Annotated in this window: 18 protein-coding genes, 1 tRNA gene and 1 pseudogene; 13 read left to right on the top strand and 7 right to left on the bottom strand. The window is 58.9% G+C overall.

Going from position 1 to position 18,996, the window contains the following annotated elements:
• Nucleotide 1 precedes the first annotated feature (1 nt).
• A complete protein-coding gene (locus AC0V6K_RS05020; protein ID WP_472625305.1) occupies nucleotides 2-1,735 on the bottom strand; it encodes a fatty acyl-AMP ligase in 1,734 nt (577 codons plus the stop codon).
• A 149-nt stretch (nucleotides 1,736-1,884) separates the two neighbouring features.
• On the opposite strand from AC0V6K_RS05020, the gene AC0V6K_RS05015 reads away from it, so the two are divergent.
• The 4 genes and pseudogenes from AC0V6K_RS05015 to AC0V6K_RS05000 all read left to right on the top strand — a co-directional run.
• Nucleotides 1,885-2,547: a regulatory protein RecX gene (locus tag AC0V6K_RS05015; RefSeq protein WP_486172570.1), complete on the top strand. Its 663-nt coding sequence runs from the start codon at nucleotides 1,885-1,887 to the stop codon at nucleotides 2,545-2,547.
• Complete coding sequence (locus AC0V6K_RS05010; RefSeq protein ID WP_472625303.1) at nucleotides 2,534-3,058, top strand: DUF192 domain-containing protein; 525 nt, start codon at nucleotides 2,534-2,536, stop codon at nucleotides 3,056-3,058. The genes AC0V6K_RS05015 and AC0V6K_RS05010 overlap by 14 nt, the downstream gene beginning before the upstream one ends.
• A gap of 45 nt (nucleotides 3,059-3,103) precedes the next feature.
• Nucleotides 3,104-3,523, top strand: coding sequence for an NADH:ubiquinone oxidoreductase subunit NDUFA12 (locus AC0V6K_RS05005; protein ID WP_472625302.1), 420 nt, complete (start codon nucleotides 3,104-3,106; stop codon nucleotides 3,521-3,523).
• 11 nt (nucleotides 3,524-3,534) lie between these two features.
• A pseudogene (locus tag AC0V6K_RS05000) lies at nucleotides 3,535-3,945 on the top strand (DUF2155 domain-containing protein); the annotation flags it as partial.
• A gap of 35 nt (nucleotides 3,946-3,980) precedes the next feature.
• Here the strand turns inward: AC0V6K_RS05000 and aat are convergent.
• Nucleotides 3,981-4,733, bottom strand: a complete 753-nt coding sequence (gene aat, locus AC0V6K_RS04995) for a leucyl/phenylalanyl-tRNA--protein transferase (RefSeq protein ID WP_472625301.1) — start codon at nucleotides 4,731-4,733, stop codon at nucleotides 3,981-3,983.
• A 109-nt stretch (nucleotides 4,734-4,842) separates the two neighbouring features.
• Here aat and AC0V6K_RS04990 point away from each other — a divergent pair.
• A tRNA-Trp gene (locus AC0V6K_RS04990) sits at nucleotides 4,843-4,918 on the top strand.
• A gap of 405 nt (nucleotides 4,919-5,323) precedes the next feature.
• Here AC0V6K_RS04990 and AC0V6K_RS04985 read toward each other — a convergent pair.
• Entirely contained in the window at nucleotides 5,324-6,871 is a 1,548-nt protein-coding gene (locus tag AC0V6K_RS04985) for an alanine/glycine:cation symporter family protein (RefSeq protein ID WP_472625300.1), read from the bottom strand.
• Nucleotides 6,872-7,169: 298 nt separating this feature from the next.
• On the opposite strand from AC0V6K_RS04985, the gene secE reads away from it, so the two are divergent.
• From secE to AC0V6K_RS04945, 8 genes are all read left to right on the top strand, one after another.
• A complete protein-coding gene (gene secE / locus AC0V6K_RS04980) occupies nucleotides 7,170-7,394 on the top strand; it encodes a preprotein translocase subunit SecE (protein ID WP_472625299.1) in 225 nt (74 codons plus the stop codon).
• A 41-nt stretch (nucleotides 7,395-7,435) separates the two neighbouring features.
• Nucleotides 7,436-7,972 carry a transcription termination/antitermination protein NusG gene (gene nusG / locus AC0V6K_RS04975; protein WP_472625298.1) on the top strand — a complete coding sequence of 179 codons (537 nt, stop codon included), beginning with the start codon at nucleotides 7,436-7,438 and terminating at the stop codon, nucleotides 7,970-7,972.
• A gap of 16 nt (nucleotides 7,973-7,988) precedes the next feature.
• A complete protein-coding gene (locus tag AC0V6K_RS04970; RefSeq protein ID WP_472625297.1) occupies nucleotides 7,989-8,171 on the top strand; it encodes a hypothetical protein in 183 nt (60 codons plus the stop codon).
• A 249-nt stretch (nucleotides 8,172-8,420) separates the two neighbouring features.
• A complete protein-coding gene (locus AC0V6K_RS04965) occupies nucleotides 8,421-10,232 on the top strand; it encodes a WD40 repeat domain-containing protein (protein ID WP_472625296.1) in 1,812 nt (603 codons plus the stop codon).
• 400 nt (nucleotides 10,233-10,632) lie between these two features.
• A complete protein-coding gene (gene rplK / locus AC0V6K_RS04960; protein ID WP_472625295.1) occupies nucleotides 10,633-11,064 on the top strand; it encodes a 50S ribosomal protein L11 in 432 nt (143 codons plus the stop codon).
• Between the two features lie 4 nt (nucleotides 11,065-11,068).
• A complete protein-coding gene (gene rplA / locus AC0V6K_RS04955) occupies nucleotides 11,069-11,761 on the top strand; it encodes a 50S ribosomal protein L1 (RefSeq protein ID WP_472625294.1) in 693 nt (230 codons plus the stop codon).
• Nucleotides 11,762-11,859: 98 nt separating this feature from the next.
• The gene (locus tag AC0V6K_RS04950) at nucleotides 11,860-12,822 is read left to right on the top strand and encodes a dienelactone hydrolase family protein (RefSeq protein WP_472625293.1); all 963 of its coding nucleotides are present in this window, start codon (nucleotides 11,860-11,862) and stop codon (nucleotides 12,820-12,822) included.
• Between the two features lie 162 nt (nucleotides 12,823-12,984).
• Complete coding sequence (locus tag AC0V6K_RS04945; protein ID WP_472625292.1) at nucleotides 12,985-13,257, top strand: hypothetical protein; 273 nt, start codon at nucleotides 12,985-12,987, stop codon at nucleotides 13,255-13,257.
• On the opposite strand, the gene AC0V6K_RS04940 is transcribed toward AC0V6K_RS04945, so the two are convergent.
• Genes AC0V6K_RS04940 through AC0V6K_RS04925 form a run of 4 tightly spaced genes read right to left on the bottom strand, consistent with a single transcriptional unit; the run spans nucleotide 13,225 to nucleotide 18,949 of the window.
• Nucleotides 13,225-14,139 carry a GNAT family N-acetyltransferase gene (locus tag AC0V6K_RS04940; protein ID WP_486172569.1) on the bottom strand — a complete coding sequence of 305 codons (915 nt, stop codon included), beginning with the start codon at nucleotides 14,137-14,139 and terminating at the stop codon, nucleotides 13,225-13,227. The two genes, AC0V6K_RS04945 and AC0V6K_RS04940, sit on opposite strands and share 33 nt — an antisense overlap.
• 1 nt (nucleotide 14,140) lies before the next feature.
• Nucleotides 14,141-15,118, bottom strand: coding sequence for a polysaccharide deacetylase family protein (locus AC0V6K_RS04935; protein ID WP_472625290.1), 978 nt, complete (start codon nucleotides 15,116-15,118; stop codon nucleotides 14,141-14,143).
• Between the two features lie 27 nt (nucleotides 15,119-15,145).
• The gene (locus AC0V6K_RS04930; RefSeq protein WP_486172568.1) at nucleotides 15,146-18,163 is read right to left on the bottom strand and encodes a DUF2339 domain-containing protein; all 3,018 of its coding nucleotides are present in this window, start codon (nucleotides 18,161-18,163) and stop codon (nucleotides 15,146-15,148) included.
• A gap of 24 nt (nucleotides 18,164-18,187) precedes the next feature.
• Entirely contained in the window at nucleotides 18,188-18,949 is a 762-nt protein-coding gene (locus tag AC0V6K_RS04925) for a competence/damage-inducible protein A (RefSeq protein ID WP_472625288.1), read from the bottom strand.
• Nucleotides 18,950-18,996 lie beyond the last annotated feature (47 nt).

The raw sequence follows: 18,996 nt of genomic DNA, 5'->3' as shown, positions 1-18,996 counted from the left end.
CTTAGGCTGCGAGGTCCAGCGGGACGATCTCGCCCGACAGATACAGCTTCTTCGCTTTCGCACGGCTGAGTTTGCCCGAGCTGGTGCGCGGCAGTGTGCGCGGCGGGACCAGTTCGACGACGCAGCTCATGCCCGTCACCGAACGAACCTTGTCCGAAATTTGCTCGCGAAGGCGCACGCGCTCTTCCGGATCGGACACGCGGCAATGGACCAGCACTGCTGGCGCTTCTTCGCCATTCTCCGTCTCGACCGCGAATGCGGCGATATCGCCGTGGTTGAAGCCAGGCAGCTGTTCCACCGCCCATTCAATGTCCTGCGGCCAGTGGTTCTTGCCGTTGATGATGATCATGTCCTTGGCGCGGCCAACGATGAACAGATATCCATCGGCGGTGTAGCCCATGTCTCCGGTGTCGAGCCAACCATCGACGAGGCAGTCTGCGGTTGCGTCTTCATTGCGGAAATATGAGTGCATGACGCTGGGGCCACGGCACCAGACCTTGCCGATCTGGTGATCGCCACGTGCCTTGCCGTCTTCGCCCTGAATCTCGACTTCCATGTCAGGGAGCGGCTTCCCGCAATTGACGATGGCGCGGTAACGGGCCGGACGCGACAGATCGCGCGGGGTGCCCGAAAGGCGCTCTTCTTCGACCAGCTCGACACGTATGCCCTCGCCCGGCGGCATAACGGTGACGGCGAGAACTGCCTCGGCCAAGCCATAAGACGGGGTGAAGGCGCTCGCCTGAAAACCGGCATCGGCAAACGCGTTGACGAAGCTCTGCATCACGTCCGGGCGGATCATGTCCGCGCCGTTGCCCGCGATGCGCCAGCGTGACAGATCGAAACGTTCGGCGACGTTGCTCTGGCTCGAGATACGGCGCGCGCAGATGTCGTAACCGAAGGTCGGCGAATAGGAGAGCGTGTTGCCCTTGTTGCGGCTGATCATGTCGAGCCATGCCAGCGGGCGGCGGGCAAAGGCATCAGGCTTCAGGTAATCGGCCGAAACCTGGTTCGCGATCAGCGACAGGAAGCAGCCGACCAGACCCATATCGTGATACCACGGCAGCCAGCTGATGCAGCGATCATTCTCGCCCAGATGCATCGTGGTGGAGTGGCCATAAAGATTGTGCAGCAGCGCGCGGTGGGTAACGGCAACGCCGGTCGGGAAGCGGGTCGATCCGCTCGAATACTGCAAATAGCAGATGTCTTCCGGGTCAGCCTCTGGGAACTCGCATTCCGGCGCCTCGCGTGTAGCGAAATCTTCGTAACTTTCGCCAGCACACCCTTGCCGTCCGGCGGCAGCACCTGCCATCTCGGCGATCTCCGCCGGATAGATCAGCACTTTGGGATCAGAGCTGTTCAGCTGAACCGTCAACTGATCGATGAAGCTCTCTTTGCCGCCAAAAGTGGTGGGCAGAGGAAGCGGCACCGGCCATGCGCCGACATAGACGCAGGCGCAGAACAAAGCCGCGAATTCCGGTCCGGTTTCCGCGATCAGGGCAACGCGGTCTTCTTTCTGAATTCCGTAACCGATCAGGCGGCGAGCCATGACAAGCGCGTCTTCACGCATCTCAGAGAAGGGATAAACCCGCTCCAATTGTCCCCGCATATCGTGAAAGTTGAGGCCTTTCTCGCTGCGCGCAGCGTAATCAATGGCCTCGTTAAAGGTCGCGAATTCGGCGCGAATGCGTGGCAAATCGCAATCATTCGGCGTCGGCGTCAGTACGGCGTCGGTCATATTTTCCTGCGATACCCGTAAGTTGCGGCGCAATGACATGCACCCTATCGTGTCCCAAAGTTTAGCACCACTTTCGCGACGCCCTCTCCCTCAGATTTCCCATTTGATAAGGAGTGTGGCACGAATATGGCAATATGGTTTCAGCGCATATGAATTCGTCATCGGATCGACACGAAACCGACCGGCCCAAAGGACGCCGGAAACCGCGCATTCGCAAGCCATTGGACGAGACTTCCCTCCGCGATCTGGCGTTGGCCTATGCCGCCCGTTTTGCGACTACCGGTGCCAAGGTTGAGGCGTATCTGGCGCGCAAAATCAGGGAGCGCGGCGTGGCCGAGGACGCCGATGGCCGAACGCTGCAGCTGGATGTGCCTGCTCTGGTCACGCGCCTGATCGAATTGGGTTACGTTGATGATGATGCCTATGCCCGGATGAAATCGCGCGATTTGACCGCGCGCGGCTATGGCAAAAGGCGGGTGGAGCAGGCGCTGTACGTTGCTGGCGTTGATGAGCAGGTGCGCGTGGCCAATGCACCGGGCGAAGCGCGCAGCCGTGAAGCGGCGGCTCTATTGGCGCGCAAGCGCCGTTTCGGACCGTATGGTGCCCCGCGTGACGGGTTCGAGGACTACGATACCGATGAGGCGGATCGTGCCGAAGCGCACAAAAAGCGCGAGAAACAGATTGCAGCCATGCTGCGCGCGGGCCATTTGATGGATCACGTCCGGTTCATTCTCGAAGCCACAAATGTGGACGATATCGAGGCGTGGATCGAGGAAGCGCGAGAGGAAGACGAGGATTATGGCGGCCTTTGACTGGAACCCTGAATTTTGCCTGCGCGCGATACCAGCAGCTGTTCTCGTGGCGGCCTGTTCGCCCATAGGTGCCGCCGAAGAACCTGCGCCTGCGCCGACCGTGCAAGCGGATCCATCGCGCCATCCGGTTTCGGGTCTGGAGATTATCGATGTGACGGTGACGACGGCTAAGGGTCCGATTGTCTTCAAGACCGAATTGGCTGCAACTGGTCCCGAGCAGAACAAAGGCCTGATGTTCCGCACCGAATTGGCCGATGATGAGGGCATGATCTTCCCGTCCAAAGTGCCCGCACCGCGCAGTTTCTGGATGAAGAATACGCCACTACCGCTCGACCTGATTTTCATCGGGGCCGATGGCCGCATCACTAACATCGAGCAGGGTGAGCCTTATTCGCTCGATTCGATCCCGTCCGAGGGCTTTTCCATCGCCGTCTTCGAAATTCGTGGCGGTCTTTCTGAGAAGCTCGGCATCGCGCCCGGCGACAAGGTGGATTACACGCTTCCCGATTGATGTTCACGCTTGGCGCTGCCGAGCCAATCCGCTAGAGGCGCGTGCATGGGAATCTTTGGAAAAATCTTCACTTGGTGGGATGGCGCCACGCTGGGCACGCACTGGTGGGCCATGCGCACCGGCGGCGAACATGTCGGCACCGATGCCGAGGGTAACAAATATTACCGCAAGGCCGCCAAGGCCGAGGCAAACACCGGCTCTTACACCCAGAATGAAAAGCGCTGGGTAATCTATAACGGCGCCAACGACGCAAGCCGCGTACCGAGCGAATGGCACGGCTGGCTCCATGGCGCGTTCGACGATGTGCCGGAAAGCAATCTGCCGCCAGCAAAGGTCTGGGAGGCCGATTACACGCCCAATGCGACCGGCACCGCGCAAGCCTATCGTCCGCAAGGCGCTTTGGAACGCGGCGGTAAGCGCGCCAAGGCTGTTGGCGATTATGAGGCTTGGTCGCCCGAGGGCTGATCATCCCGACCATGCGCCGTCTTTTTTCTATCGCGATCCTGCCTTCCACTCTGCTGCTTTCGGCGTGCGGAGACGGTGCGGAAGAGCCGGAAACGGTTGAGGTCGCGATTGGCAAGGATGGTCAGGCCACCGGCACAACCGATGAAGACGCCGCCGAATTCGCCAATGCCGAGGGCGTCACGCCGATGGCCGAGCGTGTGGCGATCCTGGGCCTGCTGAACAAGCGCAACAACAACAGTCAGGATCTGCTGCTCAAACCCGGAGAGTCGGAAGAAGTCGGCCGCGTCATCGTGCGTATGTCAGCATGCGAGCGCACCGCGCCGCAGGAATTCCCGCAAGAAACCGGTGCCTTTGTTCAAGTTGATGTGCTGGAGCGCGGGCAGAGCGAACACAGCCGCGTGTTCTCAGGCTGGTTGTTCAAAGAGTCGCCCAGCCGCAATGTCGTGGAGCACCCAGTTTACGACGTCTGGGTCAAAGACTGTAGAATGCGCTTCCCGGGTGAGCCTGAGCTTGAACCGCTCGAAGGCGAGGAAGAGGAAGCAGAAGAAGCATCCGAGGGCGAATCCGAAGAAACCTGACCCGTTAGTGCTTCGAGCGCTTCGTGAATGCCACAGCGCGTTTCTCCGCGCGCCTGATCCAGCAGTTGCAGGTATGTCTTTTGTGGCATCTCCACCGCGCCCAGAGTGGCAAGGTGATCGGTCATGAACTGGCAGTCGAGCAGCATGAAGCCAGCCTTGCGCAGCAGCGCCACCAGCCAGACCAGCGCCACCTTGCTGGCATTGTCCGCGCGGCTGAACATGCTTTCCCCGCAGAATGTGCGAGCGAAAGAAACGCCGTAAAGTCCGCCTACCAACTCATCGCCGTCCCAGCATTCGAGCGAATGGGCGTGCCCCGCGCGGTGCAGTGCGACATAGCTGGCGACGATCCGGTCGCTGATCCAGCTTTCGGGATGGCCCGGGCGCGGTGCCGCGCAGGCGCGGATGACGTCTTTGAAGGCACGGTCAATCGTTACGGTGTAGCGATCCTGCTTGATGACTTTCCTGAGGCTTTTGGAAATGTGCAGGCCATCCAGCGGGATGATCGCCCGATCACGCGGTTCGACCCAGAAGACCTCTTGATCTTCACGCGCATCGGCCATTGGGAAAATCCCGCTGCGATAAGCGAGCAGCAGGGTTTCAACCGGAATAGGGGCGCGGCGAGGCGAATGCATGGGCCAAGTGTATGCGCGCGAAGACGGTCGCGCCAGCGTGTTCTGTTGCGCGGCGCATATAGTCTGTTGCCTAATGCTAAAGCCTCGGATAAAGCGCGCGCTCTCCTGCAGGGGTGTAGCTCAGTTGGTAGAGCATCGGTCTCCAAAACCGAGGGCCACGGGTTCGAATCCTGTCACCCCTGCCATTTTCTTTCAGAACAGACATGACGCGGCGCGCATTTGCGCGCGAGCACCGTTGTGCGTTTGCTCTAGCGATTAATGTTGGCGCGCTCTTACATTAACAAAGAATAACAGGTCCGGTCAGAATCGCGTCAGACGAACCGTGGCATTTCATCGACCAGTTGAGCGACTCGGCTCACAAGAGAAGGAGGATGAAGATGTCTCAGTACCGGTTCAGCAGTTCGAAACCTGACCATTGGGTCAGCCCACGCCCCACCTCAGATCCGTGCATTCGCGCGATGGCCTATGGCCGCGTGCAGCCGATGTACGAGCCGAGTTTCTTGGAGCGACTTTTCGGCGCCAGATAACAACTAACAATGGATGGGGGGACGGAGCGCCACGGGGGGTGGCGCTCCAACCCATCGTTTCTCTTAGTACTCTTCGGGCTCTTCCGGTGTCTCCGCCGTATGATCTTCACCCGCATCCTTCTGACCTTGAGCGAGCTTGAAGACTACGCCTGAAAGCAGCGCCAGTGCCAGCAGGTTTGGTAGCGCCATCGCGGCGTTGGAGATGTCGCCAAGACGCCAGACGAGCTGCGAAGGCTGCGTTGCACCGACAAAGATCGCGACACACCAGATCACCCGCCACACGATGTGCAGGATTTTCTCACCACCACGCGTTGAGCCGGGCACACGGTCATAAATGAAGGTGATCGCCCGCTCGCCGTAGTAGCTCCATGTGAGGAGCGTGGTGAAGACGAAGAGGATCAGCGCAACACTAACCACCAGCGTACCTAACGGAATACCACCAATCAGTGTCGGGAACGCTGAAGCATAGGCCGCGATGGTGGTCGCCACACCTGCTGTTTCCACGGTGCTCAAGTCCGATTGCCAGACGTGGTCGACCGCTTGGCCAGCACCCTGGAAGTCACCTTGAACTGTCAGGATCACCAGCGCGGTCATCGTGCAGATCACAAGCGTGTCGATAAACGTACCGAGCATCGCCATGCGGCCCTGTTGCTCGGGGTCATCGGTTTGCGCCACTGCGTGGGCAATCGGCGTCGAACCTTGTCCTGCTTCATTGGAGAACAGGCCGCGCGCAACACCGGCGCGGATCGCAATGATGATCGCCGCGCCAGCAAAGCCGCCTTCAGCCGCTTGATTGTTAAACGCGCCCGAGAAGATCAGGCCGAAAGTTTCCGGAAGGTCACCGGCATTGAGGATCAGCGCGATAATCGCGAGGACGATGTAGGCGCCCGCCATGAATGGCACGACCTTTTCGGCCACGTTCCCGATCGATTTGATGCCGCCGATGATCACCACAAACACCGCCAGTGCGACGACTAGGCCACCGACCCAGCGTTCGATACCGAACAATTCATTGAGGCCGGTTGCGACTTCGTTTGATTGGATGGAGTTGCCTGTCACCAGCGCCGAGAACAGCGTGCCGATGCAGAAGATGATGGCAAGCCATGTGTATTTCGGCCCCAGTCCCATCATAATGTAGCTCATCGGACCGCCGCGTTTGACCCCGTCCGACGTCGTTTCGCGATAACGGATGGCGAGCGAGCCTTCTGCAAACGCAAGCGCCATACCGATCAGCGCGGTGACCCACATCCAGAACACAGCGCCCGGGCCACCCCAAGCGATGGCAAAGGCGACACCAGCGAGGTTGCCGGTTCCGACTTGGCCGGACAGCGCGGTCGAAAGCGCGGCGAAGGGAGAAATTTCTCCAGAACCTTCGCCCTTGCGTCCTGCAAACAGGCCTTTCACTGCGGAGCCGAACTTGCGGATCGGGTAGAATTTCAGTCCGATCATCATCCATAGGCCGATACCCAGCAGAATGATTGTCATCGGGGGTACCGGAATGCCGGCGATTTCGAGCAATTGCTCGCCGCGCCATTCACCACCCCAAATAAAGTCCGATACGTTGACGACCTCGTCCACGATGGTCGACGAACCAGCTTCTGTTGCAGCCATGTGTGGCTATCCCCTTTGTTGTCCCCGAAGGCAGGGTCGGACGCGCCGACCCGTCAAGAAGCCGCGCACGCTAAAGCGCTGGTGCCCGCATGGCTAGCCCCCTTAACCATCGGCTAGGAAATTGAGCGGTCAGGATCGCCTTAGAGGCTTGCTTTTGCCCCGTCCGCATCATAAACGGATGCCACTTCCGACATTGGTAGTGACTGCAGCCCATCCCCAACACTTGTTCGGGACGGCGCGGCCCCCTACCTGAAAGCCGGAACACAACATTACTCACGCGAAGGCGAGAACGCAGATCATGGCTGACGAACAAAAGGCAGCACCGAAGAAACAAAGCACCTCACTCCCTGAATTTGTGAATCAGGTGCGCAGCGAAACACGCAAGGTCGTGTGGCTAACCCGCGAAGAGACGGTCCGCACCGCCATCTTCGTGTTTATCTTCATGGTGATCTTGTCGCTGTTCTTCTTCGCGATCGACAGCGGGTTCAACGCAGTCGTCACCTTCCTTCTGTCGCTCTATTGATCCGCGGCACCTGCTAACAACTGTTCTTTCAAGGATAATCCATGGCTCGTTGGTACATCATCCACGCCTATTCCGGTTTCGAAAACAAGGTGAAGGAAGCGATTCTCGCTGAAGCAGACCGTCTGGGTCTGTCTGAAGGTGTTGAGGAAATCGAAGTCCCGACTGAAACCGTGACCGAAGTAAAGCGCGGCAAGAAGGTTCAGGTCGAGCGCAAGTTTATGCCGGGCTACGTTCTCGCCAAGCTGCGCATGAACGATGACATCTATCACCTCGTCAAAAATACGCCGAAAGTGACCGGCTTCCTCGGCAACAACAACAAGCCGCAGCCGATCAGCGAAAAAGACGCTGCACGTTACTTCGGCGGTGTTGAAGAAGCCAAGGCCGCACCGAAGCAAGACATCAGCGTCGATTATGAAATTGGCGACCAGGTCAAAGTGCTCGACGGTCCGTTCGCGAGCTTCAACGGCGTGGTGGAAGAGCTCGATTTCGACAAGGCGAAGGTCAAGGTTTCGGTGTCAATCTTTGGCCGTGCAACCCCGGTTGAGCTCGACTTCGAACAGGTCGAACTGGTCAAGTGATCTCGGTGGCGCGTTCGTGAAAACGCGCCCCGGCATTTGCAATCGCAAAACGCGCTATGCCTCGCGTGAGGATGCCGAGATGGTGGCCGTCCGCGCGCCGTTCAAGCTGCGCGCCTATCGCTGCGAATTGTGCCGCCAGTTTCATCTCACAAGCCGCACAAAGGGTATGAAGACGCCCCGGCACGAGCTCGACGGTTAGACTGGCCAGAATGGCTGATTGGCTGTTGGCCGATCGGCGCGGTTTTTCTATCGGCGAGCCGTCTATGGGTTATGTCGACGGGATGCATCCCAAGCGGGTGTTGGCAGACGCCAAGGCGCCAAGTCGATAAGCATCTGCTTCCGGCTCAGCGGCTTGTTGCCGGGAGGTATCTTCCCGCTCCGAAAACGAACGGACCTTTCACCCCAAATCGTCAAAGCACGGCCGCTCCAATGTAACATGCACACCAAAGTGGACATCGACATTGTTTCGCCAGTGTTCAGTTTCGCACTTCTAAGTCTGCGCTCGCGTCTGTATGAGCGTCGAGAGATCTGGGGGGTGAAAGTGCAGAGGCTTTTCCGACTATTGAGCATGGCTAGGTTTTTGGGGTTGCTCGCCCTCGTTGCATTTATAATGCCGGCAGCGGTGCAAGGGGATTCTGGGCAAGCCGGTGCAGATAAACAACGTAAGGCTTCGGCGGCCCGCTACGATCTGACCGCCAACATCGCACGATTGGCTGAAGGTCAGAGAATAACCGCTACGGCACTGTCAGGTGACGGTCTGTTGGCGGCAGTAGGAACGTCAGGAGGCATTGTAAAAGTCTACAACACTGTGACGGGCGATCTGCTCTTTGCGCGCGGTTCTGCTTACCGAAATCCGATCACACGGCTAATCGTGTCTCCCGATGGCCGCTTCGTCCTCAATCGTGCCAACCGAAGTCCGACAGAAGGCATATTGGACCTTTGGGATATTACCAAACAGGAGCTAGTCTGGTCGACCCGTCAAGTGCATCCCTATGATGGAGAAGACGATCTCAAATTCTCCCCCAAGGGGACCTATTTTGCTTATCGAGACCTCGATCTTGTGAGTCATGTGGTGACAACCAAAACGGGTCAGTCGGCTTCCAGGGATGACCCCAAGGATTTTAAGAGTGGGCTATCGCGCGCTCGCTATTTCGTCGTCCATTTTTCGGGTGATGAGCGCTATTTGTATTATGAGCTGGGCGACTCATTGGCCGGGAGCAACGGCTTTTTGATAATCGATCTCACCAAGCGCAGGTTCGTGGATGCAATCACGTCTGATTTTGTAAGCGACATGGCGGTTCCACTGGCAAGTGATCGCCTCGCAACAGTGAGTTTTGGCACGTTCAATAACGGCTATATCTATGTAAAGAAGGTAAAAAACGGCAAGGGTGTCAAAAGTTTCGCGAGCAATGTGGGGCGTCGTCAATCGCTTGCTTTCTCTCCCGATGGTTCGAAGCTTCTCGTCTACAACTCCAAGAAGTCAGGAGCCAAAGTTTTTCAGATGCCCAACGGTCGTCTGCTGGCTACCGTCGAAGCTGTGTCGGGACGTTCGCCCAATCGCTTTACGCATGACGGTCGCTTCTTGGTTAGCGAATGGACGCGTCCAACGACCTACGTTGATGATCCCTATGCCAATCCAACGTTTTTCTGGGATGCCAAGACTGGACGCGCGATCGGCACAGTGGATTGGTACAAAGGCGTTGTGCTTTCAGGCGACGGACGGCGCTTCATTTCCGATGTAAACGGCGGTCGCGGTTTTTTGACTGGAGAGACGATCCCTGCCTTCGGATTGGACCGTCAATTGACCAGAGCCGAGCACCAGGAAGCAGTCAGAGCAGCAAAGGCTCGCAACGATGCCACTCTCGCAGGCATTAAGGCGCAAAAGGATGGTTTTCGTCAGTGGCAGAAAGGGGTTTCGGATCGCTTCGCGGAGGCGGAAAGGCGGCGATCGGCCAATCAGCCTTCAGTATTTGAAGAATTTCTCAAAGGAGCGTCTGCTGGGCTTAACAACTACAACGAGCAGGAGCGCGCGAAACGCGAGGCCGCACAGCGCCGCGCTGCTTTGAATAGTCGTTTGAGATACGGTGCTGGTTCCACCTCGAACGAATCAACCCCGCCGATGTCAAGCAGTCAGTCGAATTCGAGCAATACTCAGGAAGAAGGCGGTTCATGCGATTGGGGGGCGTTTCTTGCGAGTATCGGTGGTTCTTATGGGAACGCTGTTCCCGAGACCTGTCCCGCAGGTTTTGAAAGAAAATAGCGCGCATCTTAAATCAGTAAGCAAAGCTCAGCCAATCCGTACTCGGTTATGACCGATACGGCCGAGCCCTAAGTGCTTTCCTACTCGGAAGTGGACGGCTAAATGCGAGTGCATGATCCATTAGCTCATGCTGCCAAATCGAAAGGTCACAGATGCTGCTTGTGACTGCGCCATTTTGCCCTGGGTGAAGAGCGAGAAGTCACGCTTTCCAATACTCCGGTTTGTGGTCCAATGGGCTTCCCGGAATTGCTTGCAAATCGCCGCAGACTCGCTATGTGCCCCGCTTCTCATTCAATTGATGAGAAATCCGCGCGGGAGGTCCGAATGTTCGAACCGCTAGACCGCTTAACATGAGTGTCGTTCGAAAGAGTGGCACAACAGTGAGAAAAGGAGGCCAGTTATGGCCAAGAAGATTGAGGGCTATATCAAGCTCCAAGTGCCTGCCGGCACTGCCAACCCGTCGCCGCCGATCGGCCCGGCACTGGGTCAGCGCGGCGTCAACATCATGGAATTCTGTAAGGCGTTCAACGCCGCGACGCAGGACCTTGAAAAGAACGCGCCTATCCCGACCACGATCACCGTTTACGCGGACCGTTCGTTCACCTTCACCTACAAGAGCCCGCCGGCAAGCTATCTGATCAAGAAAGCTGCCAAGCTCAAAAAGGGCTCGAGCGAACCGGGGAAGGTTTCGGGCGGCTCGATCAAGCAGAGCCAGATCAAGGAAATCGCTGAGTCCAAAATGAAGGACCTCAACGCGAACGACATCGAGAACGCAATGAAGATCATCGAAGGCTCCGCGCGTTCGATGGGCCTCGACGTGGTGGAGGGCTGAACCCATGGCTAAACTGACCAAGAAGCAAAAAGCCGTCGCTGAGCTCGATAGCGAAAAGCTCTACACCGTCGACGAAGCGATCAAGACTCTGCGCGAGCACAAGGCGAAGTTTGACGAAACTGTCGAACTGTCGATGAACCTTGGCGTTGACCCGCGTCACGCAGACCAGATGGTTCGCGGCATGATCTCTCTTCCGGCCGGCACCGGCAAGGACGTGAAGGTTGCTGTGTTTGCCAAAGGCGACAACGCTGAAAAGGCAACCGCTGCTGGCGCTGACAAGGTTGGCGCGGAAGACCTGATGGAAGACATGCAGGCTGGTAACCTCGATTATGACCGCGTGATCGCCACGCCGGACATGATGGGCGTTGTCGGTCGCCTTGGTAAGGTGTTGGGTCCGAAAGGCCTGATGCCGAACCCGAAGCTGGGCACCGTTACTCCGAACGTGGAACAGGCTGTTAAGGACGCCAAGGGCGGCCAGGTCGAATTCCGCGTCGAGAAGATGGGCATTATCCACTCGGGCATCGGCAAGCTGTCGTTCAAAGACGCCGATCTCAAAGCGAACTTCGAAGCGCTGACTCAGGCCGTGGTGAAAGCCAAGCCGTCGGGTGCCAAAGGCAAATACGTCAAGAAGATCTCGCTGACCTCGACCATGGGTCCGGGCCTGAAGATCGACATGGGCGAAGTCGAAGGCGCATAAGCCGCACACTTCGCAACCAAGAGACATGAGGGGGCTGGAAGCGTATCGCTTCCGGTCCCTTTTTGCATTTGCCGCGCGGATAACGCATCACGCCCCGCATGGAGACGAGATTTCGGGATCGTGAGATTGTGTTCGCCAACGGAGCCGTGGGTGAGACGATCGAGTTTGAAAGCGCCAATCCGGCCAACTTTCATGACATCATTTCGGGCGGTGAGTATCCGCCGATCACGATAGACGGCAAACTCTTCCTGCCTCCCGATTACGATGGTTCTCCACTTCCGTGCGTGATCGTGGTGCCGGGCAGCGTCGGCGTGGCGGAGAGTCACCTGATGCACACGGAGACCTTGTGCGCGGCAGGCTATGCAGCGTTTATCGTTGACCCGTTCGGCGCGCGCTCGGTTTCGGTCACCTATGATAACCAGACGCAGTTCTCCTTCGCGGCCAGCGCCTATGATGTGCTCGCCGCAGTAAAGGCGATGGCCGCGCGGCCCGAAGTGGATGCCTCCCGCATCGGCGTTCAGGGACACAGCCGGGGCGGCGCTGCGGTGATTCAGGCCACTATGCAAAGCATGAGCGGAGCTGTGCTCTCTGATGGTGAGGCGATCAAAGCTGTCTACGGCGTCTACCCATGGGCAGGGCAGCAATTCCTAAACCCCGATATCGGCGAGACCACTATGCGGATTGTGATCGGCGAACAGGACAATTGGTGTTCACCGCAACAAGCGCAGGGCTATGCGCAGGCCATACGGCAGGCGAGCAGCGGCGATGTGACCTTCCGCATGTTTGCGGGCGCGCATCATTCATTTGACCGCCGACAGGGGATGGAGGAGTTCCCTACCGCCACCGTCGCTCCGCATGCGCCGACGGTCTATATCGAAGATGGCGGGGTGTTCATTGATCCGATCAGCGGTGATGCTGACCCTGCAGGAACGGACCACGATTTCATGGTCTATGCGGCAAGGGCTGGCTTCATGGTCACTGGCGCCTCGCTCGGCTCCAGCGGCGATCTGGCTGACCAGTTCCGCGAGGACATGCTGCAATTCTGGACCAAGGCTCTTTAGCCCCAAAGCGTAACCTTCCGAGCGTTCTCGACGAAGTGACACCTGAAATCGGTGAGCGGCACGATGCCGGCACCTGTCACAAGGAACGCTATGATCATGTCGAACGTTGTTTCCCCAATACGCGGCCCTCTCTTGGCTGTGTTTCACCCGGATGGAGACACAATGATCAACCCGAAATGGTTTGTGATTGGCGTTGCGCTGATCTCGCTGTCTCTCTTGTTCAACTACGATCTGCGCTTTGGCCTTGCGGCCGGTGCGCTGATGGCATTGGTTGGCGCGGTCTATCTTTGGATCAGTATCCGTCTGGCTCCTGAACATGGCGATCCTGAAAGCGAGCGCGAAGCTTTGTTCCGCCGCTTTTCCGCACTCGCTCGCAATCGCGCACGCGCGCGCGCCAAGGAGCTAGGTTCTAAGGGCGGACCGGAAGCGGGCTAGAACACCGGTTCTTGCGGCCAGGGATTTCCCACCCGCAATGGCCGCATCAAACGCGCCGCGTGCGCCCAAGAGGGTGCGGTTGGCCAATGTCGGTTCGAGCAATACGAAGCTGGAGCATTCCACGCTGTCGGTACCGAACATCGCCTTGTGGGCGCCTTCGCCTTCGGTGAAGTCGAAATTCGTGAAACGCTCTTCAGCAAACAGTCGCTCAAGCGCTTCAAGCTGCAGCACCGTTCCAGGTGACAGCCGCGCCCATTCGGGGTCATAGCCGAGATGCGCGTAGATCAGCGTGCTGCCAGAGACAGGCAGCGACAGATAGGCAATTGGCGCATCATCCACGCTGAGCAGGAAGCACCGCATCGCATCGCGCTCTGCCGCTTCGAGCATGGCAAGGCGTGCGCCGACCGTGTCGGGCAACCCTGCATCCAGCAAGCGCGCCTGATAGGTTTTGGCCGAAAGCGGCAGGGCGGCATCTAGGAACGCTTTAACCTCATCGGGCGTGCGATGTTCGGTGATGCGGTACCCGCCCGTTTCCTTGTCTAGCTTGCGCGCTTTGCGCCGCAGGGTTGAGCGGGTCTTGCCGGAGAAGCGCGCGAGGTAATCCTCGTAGCTGCTGCCCTGCATCGCGATGTAATGACGCCGATAATCCTGTCGCCCGCCGATCAGGTGGCCGGGGAATGCTTCGGTAATCGTCTCAATCCGGTCCGATGGTGCGGACAACACCCGCAGCCCGTCTTGTCCTGACATAGGCGGAGTGAAATCGGTCTCTGGATCAAGGATGTCTTCCAGCGTGAATGACCACGGTGCGAGGTCGCGCGCGACCGAAAGCAGCCTGCGTGATCCCACGGTGAAATCAATGCTCGCCCTTGCCACAGCCGCCATCTCAAGCCGCTCCGTAGAGTGAATTGGAAACGAGCTGCTCGGCGTAGCGATATCCTGTTCTGACGATGTTGGCGGGCAGGGGGGCTGGCGATGGGCCGGGCGGCAGGACCACTGGCGGCGCATCGCGATAGTTAGCCGATGTCACTCCTTCGATATTGGAAAGAGCGCGGCAGAGCCCTTCAAACCGGCGTTGCACGACAGGGTTTGCCGTGAGTTTGTATCGGTTGAATAATTCGAATGAATGCGTGACCAATGTGAAGCTTGGACAGCCAAGACCCTGCGCGTGGCGGATCGCGGCGAGCATTTCATTGAGAGATATGGCTGTGATCTGCGCGTGGCGAAGGCCGCCGCTCATTGTCCCGATGCACCCGGTTGGCACTTCGATGATGCCTTCGAACTCGATCGGGCAGCGGTTTTCCTGTGAGAGGCTGATCCGGCAGGCATCGGGCAGGCCCGGCGTGTGGCTCGAATCGTATTTGATCCCGAGCTCCCTTAGAGCCCGGAGTGTGTTGTCATCTGCTCCGTAATTCCCCGCGCGAAACGCCACCGGCTTGGGTGCGCCCGCCGCCACCAGCGTATCGCGTGCATATTCGAGCAGGATCTGCTGCTCTTCCAGCGCAAATTCGAACAGGTTCACGCCCGTCCGCTTTGACGGCAGCGGATTGGCATCACCGGCCAGGGCAAGCCACTCCGTGTGGCAATGCAACTGAACGTCTTGCCCTGCATCAAGGATCGGCCCGACGACATCTTCAATCGCTGCCACGCCCCAAACCAGAGCTGGCATTGGATCAACGAAGAAAACCGCCTTGATGCCGTGCTGTTCAAACAGGTCGAGCTTGTGCGTAATCCCCGCAGGCCCGCTGGCTGTCATGCAGGCAATTGAGCGCGCGAAATTGTCCTCTCGCGAGGCAGGCGAGAGGTCTTTGACCAATCCCGAGGAATACTCGGTGTCGATGGTAAGGTAGACGGACGTCTCCATAACGCGCGATACATTAGTTTACATTGGTTAAGACAGCGTTGTCTCGCCCTCTGTTGCTTGGCTGTCTGGAACACGATTCCTGAGTTGCCGTGAATAGACCCAACCAATGCCAATCAGGCTGAAGCCCAATGCCATGAAGCTGGCGATGCGCAGGAGGCCCGAAAGTCCCGCCGCATCGATCAAGAACACCTTGAGCACCGCGCCAAGCATCAGGACAAGTGAGCCAATGCGCCAGACGCGCTCTTGACGCAGCGATCCCCACCACAGGAAACCCAGCGCCAGAGCGATACCCAGGAGGGAGAGCAACAGGCTTTCGGTTGCTCCGATCGAACCGCTGGTGAGGACCGATCCCCCGAAAATCTGTCGCAACAGCGAAACCGCGAGCAGTGTGATGAGCACCATCACCGCCACATCCACCGCCTGACGCGCGCGTAGGTGAAGCGCGGCAAGATCGTCCCGCAAGAGGACTAGGGCGGCAATCGCAAGCCCGTAGGCTGCAGGCAGCCAGTTTGCGAACGGTGTCGGCCCAACATGTTGAACAGCGTGGAGCGGGTTGTGCAGGATCAGCGTGAACCAGGTGAAATGCAACAAACTCGCTCCGATAAGTGCAAGCCGAATTGGCTTGGCCATCCCGGATTTGACCACCCGGTCGATTGCAATGGCCGCGCCGAGAAGTCCGGCCTGCCAGATCGTTCGCTCTGCCATACCGTACCATTCGAAGCGCAGCACAGAGTCAATCTGCCACGCTTGCTTGTAGAGACTGTGCAGCGCTACCACTCCAAAGCCCGAAGCGGCTGCAATCATTCCCATGGGAACCAGCGATGGCAGCGCCTTTGCACGCATGGAGATAGCGAGAGCGACCAGCGCAAATGGCGCTATCCGCAATGCGAGATCCATCGGCGTGATCGCATCGCTGGCGAAGAACGGCTGACCGGCGAAAGCCGCGACACCCGATGAGATCCATAGCCCGATGGGCAGCATCGCCCATGCACCCGCAATGGCCAGTGATGTCCCCCAAGCGCCCCAGCATTCCTCACGCAAAGTCGAAATGGCCAAAGCGACGAGCGCTGCGATCCATGCAAGCGGCTGCCACGGTGCCAGTTGAGCCACCGCACCATAGATCAAGGCTGCGGCTAGCCCATCGGCAAGTGCACGCGGCGAGACCGCAAGTCGAAAGGCTCCGATTGCAAGCAATGGAAGGCTCGCCGCGACCCAGCGCAGCGCGGCAAGGATGTCGGGAGCGGTGTTGCCCTCTCCCCCAAGACGCGGTGCCTCGGTCTGAAAGCAGGGCGTCGCCATCAAGGCTATGAGTGTGACCGCGATCGCGCTTCTTCCAGCGATCGCCAGCACGGCGTCTTCGCGCTGCCAGAACAGGCTCAGCATTGCCAAGGCCAGCGCGGCGGCAATGAGTGGGGCAGTCCATAGGGGTACGACCATCAGCGCAGCAAAGAACAGCAAAGCATGACCGCTTCCCAGCAACGCCAGATCATCGCGCGGTTCGAATGCCTTTGTCTGGCGCCAGCGCGCAGCGAAAGCGGCGAGGGGCAGTATCGCAAGCGATCCGATCGCACCCGCGAGAGGCAACGGCCCGCTGATCGCTTCCCAGCTGCCGATCTGGAGATAGGATGTTGCGCTGATGCCCACAGCGACCGCGGCAATTTGTGCACGTTCGAGCAGGCTCGCCTTGCCAAGCCACTGAAGCGCCAGAGGCACTCCGGCAAAGATCGCCGCCATGGCTGTGGCGATCAGCGCGTAGAATTCGGGCGATGGTTCAGGCCACAGCCCTAGCAGCCACAGGCCAATGAACGCCGCGATTCCAGAGCCTGCGCGCAGCCGCTCAAACCGCCATCCAAGCGTGGCGAGTGCGGCCCCGATCAGCAGGTAAAGCCCCAGCGTCAAAGGTGCAAAACCGGCATTGGAGACCAGCACACCCATTTGCAGTGTGGCAATTCCGGCGGCTGCAATCTGCAAAGCGTTCGGACCACCACGCGTTGCAAGGAACGCCGGAAGCGCGCTGCCGAGCATCACCAGATAAATGCCCATCGCGGCCAAATCGCTGGTCGATCCCAGACCCAGCACTTGCAGCAAAACGCCCCAGCCTAGGCCCACACCAAGCGCGATATAGCCAAGCCACCGGTGGCCTTGTTTCTCGCCTGTCCAAGCCAGGCCACCGGTCACCAGCGCAAGATACAGCGCGAGCAGCGGCACATTGGAGGTGTCGCTATCGACCATCAACGGCGCAGCAAACCCGCCGACCAGCCCCAGCACAGCGCAAGGCAGGCCAAAACGGAAGGACAGCGCGATGGCTCCCGCCGCCACGGCCGCAAGACCGACAAAGGCCGCCGTCGCACCGATCAGGCCGTAGCTCGTGCCCGCCAGATAGAACGCGCCAAACAACGTCGCGATGCCAGCGCCGGCCAGCGCTTGTCGCACGCGTTCGTCCTCAATCTTATGCTCAAACCTGAAGGCCGCTTCCGCCGCTCCAATCAGGCCAAGGCCAAAGGCGAAGCTCAGGATCACGCGGATCATCGGCGTGATCAGCCCGGCTTCGATCGAGTAGCGGACAAGGAATATGCCGCCGATGGCCAGCGCGATGCCGCCCGCCCAAATGGGGAGCCTGCGTCCGAATATGTCTTCGAAATCGAATTGGAACCGTGAGGAATTCTCCGTTTCGAACTCCACGTCTTCGGGCGCTTCTGGACCCATCGTCGCCGTTTCAGGCTCGCTGTCCGAGGCGGCAGAGTAGGGCACGGAAACCGGCTCAATGCGCTTTGCCGGGATGATCGCAGGTTCGGGTTCGGGTTCGGCGGCTGGCTCTGGCTCAGGCTCGAGCTCACTCTCGGCTTCTGGCTCTGTTTCCGGTTCAGGCGCGGGCGCGAACACCTCCGGCTTCGCCGTCTGAGCCTGACTGTTCGCGAGGCTGTTGGCCCACTCCTGTGTTCGCTCAAGCCGGTCTTCGAGCCTGCCAATGCGGCCCCAAAGCATCGCGATCAGCACATAGGGCAGACCAAAAATCAGCAATGCTAAGAGTAGAATACCGCCCACTATGTCGACCCCCTAAACGCTTATCTATATCCCGCCGGGCGTGAAATCATAGCCGTTGGTGGCGAGCCCGTCGGTCAGGGTGTCGACGCAGGATTTGAGGTCTTCGGCGTTGGTCGAGCGGATCACGAAATTCGCACCGACTTTGCCTTCGCGGAAGAAGGGGTAGGAGCCGATCTGGCAGCCTTCATGCGCTCCCTCGACCTCGCGCAGCAGATGCGCGACTTCGCTTTCGGCGATCCAGCACCCGATCGTCTCGGAGATCAACGGCGCGCCGCCTTCCAGTTTACCCGTCAGCGCGTCCAGCATACCCGCCGCGATATGCGGCACGCCCGCCATCAGGATCACGTTTCCCCGACGGATGCCAGGCGCGCCAGACATGCGGTTGGGGATGAGGTCAGCTCCATCGGGCACGCGCGCCATGCGCAAACGCCCTTCATTCAGGCCGCCTTTGTCGGCATAATACCGCTCCAGCAAAGCGCGCGCTTCAGGGTGGATGATCACATCCACACCCAACGCCTTTGAAACCGCATCAACGGTGATGTCATCATGCGTCGGGCCGATCCCGCCGGTGGTGAAGAGATAGTCATTGGCTTCGCGCAGCGCGTTCACTGCCTCGATAATCCGGTCTTCATCATCTGCGACAACCCGCACTTCGGCCAGCCGAATGCCTTGCACCTGAAGCCACGAGGCAACCTGTGCGATATTCTTGTCATGCGTGCGTCCGGAGAGGATTTCGTCGCCAATGACGACAAGCCCAGCGGTCCAGATCTTTTCGGAAGAGGTCATAGGCAGCGGTCTAAATGAAGGCCGCTGCCTTGGCCATATCGAACAGT

The sequence above is a fragment of the Erythrobacter sp. S43 genome, assembly GCF_057364955.1.
The sequence above is the reverse complement of the archived record's forward strand: the minus strand, read 5'-3'. Positions and strand labels throughout refer to the sequence as shown.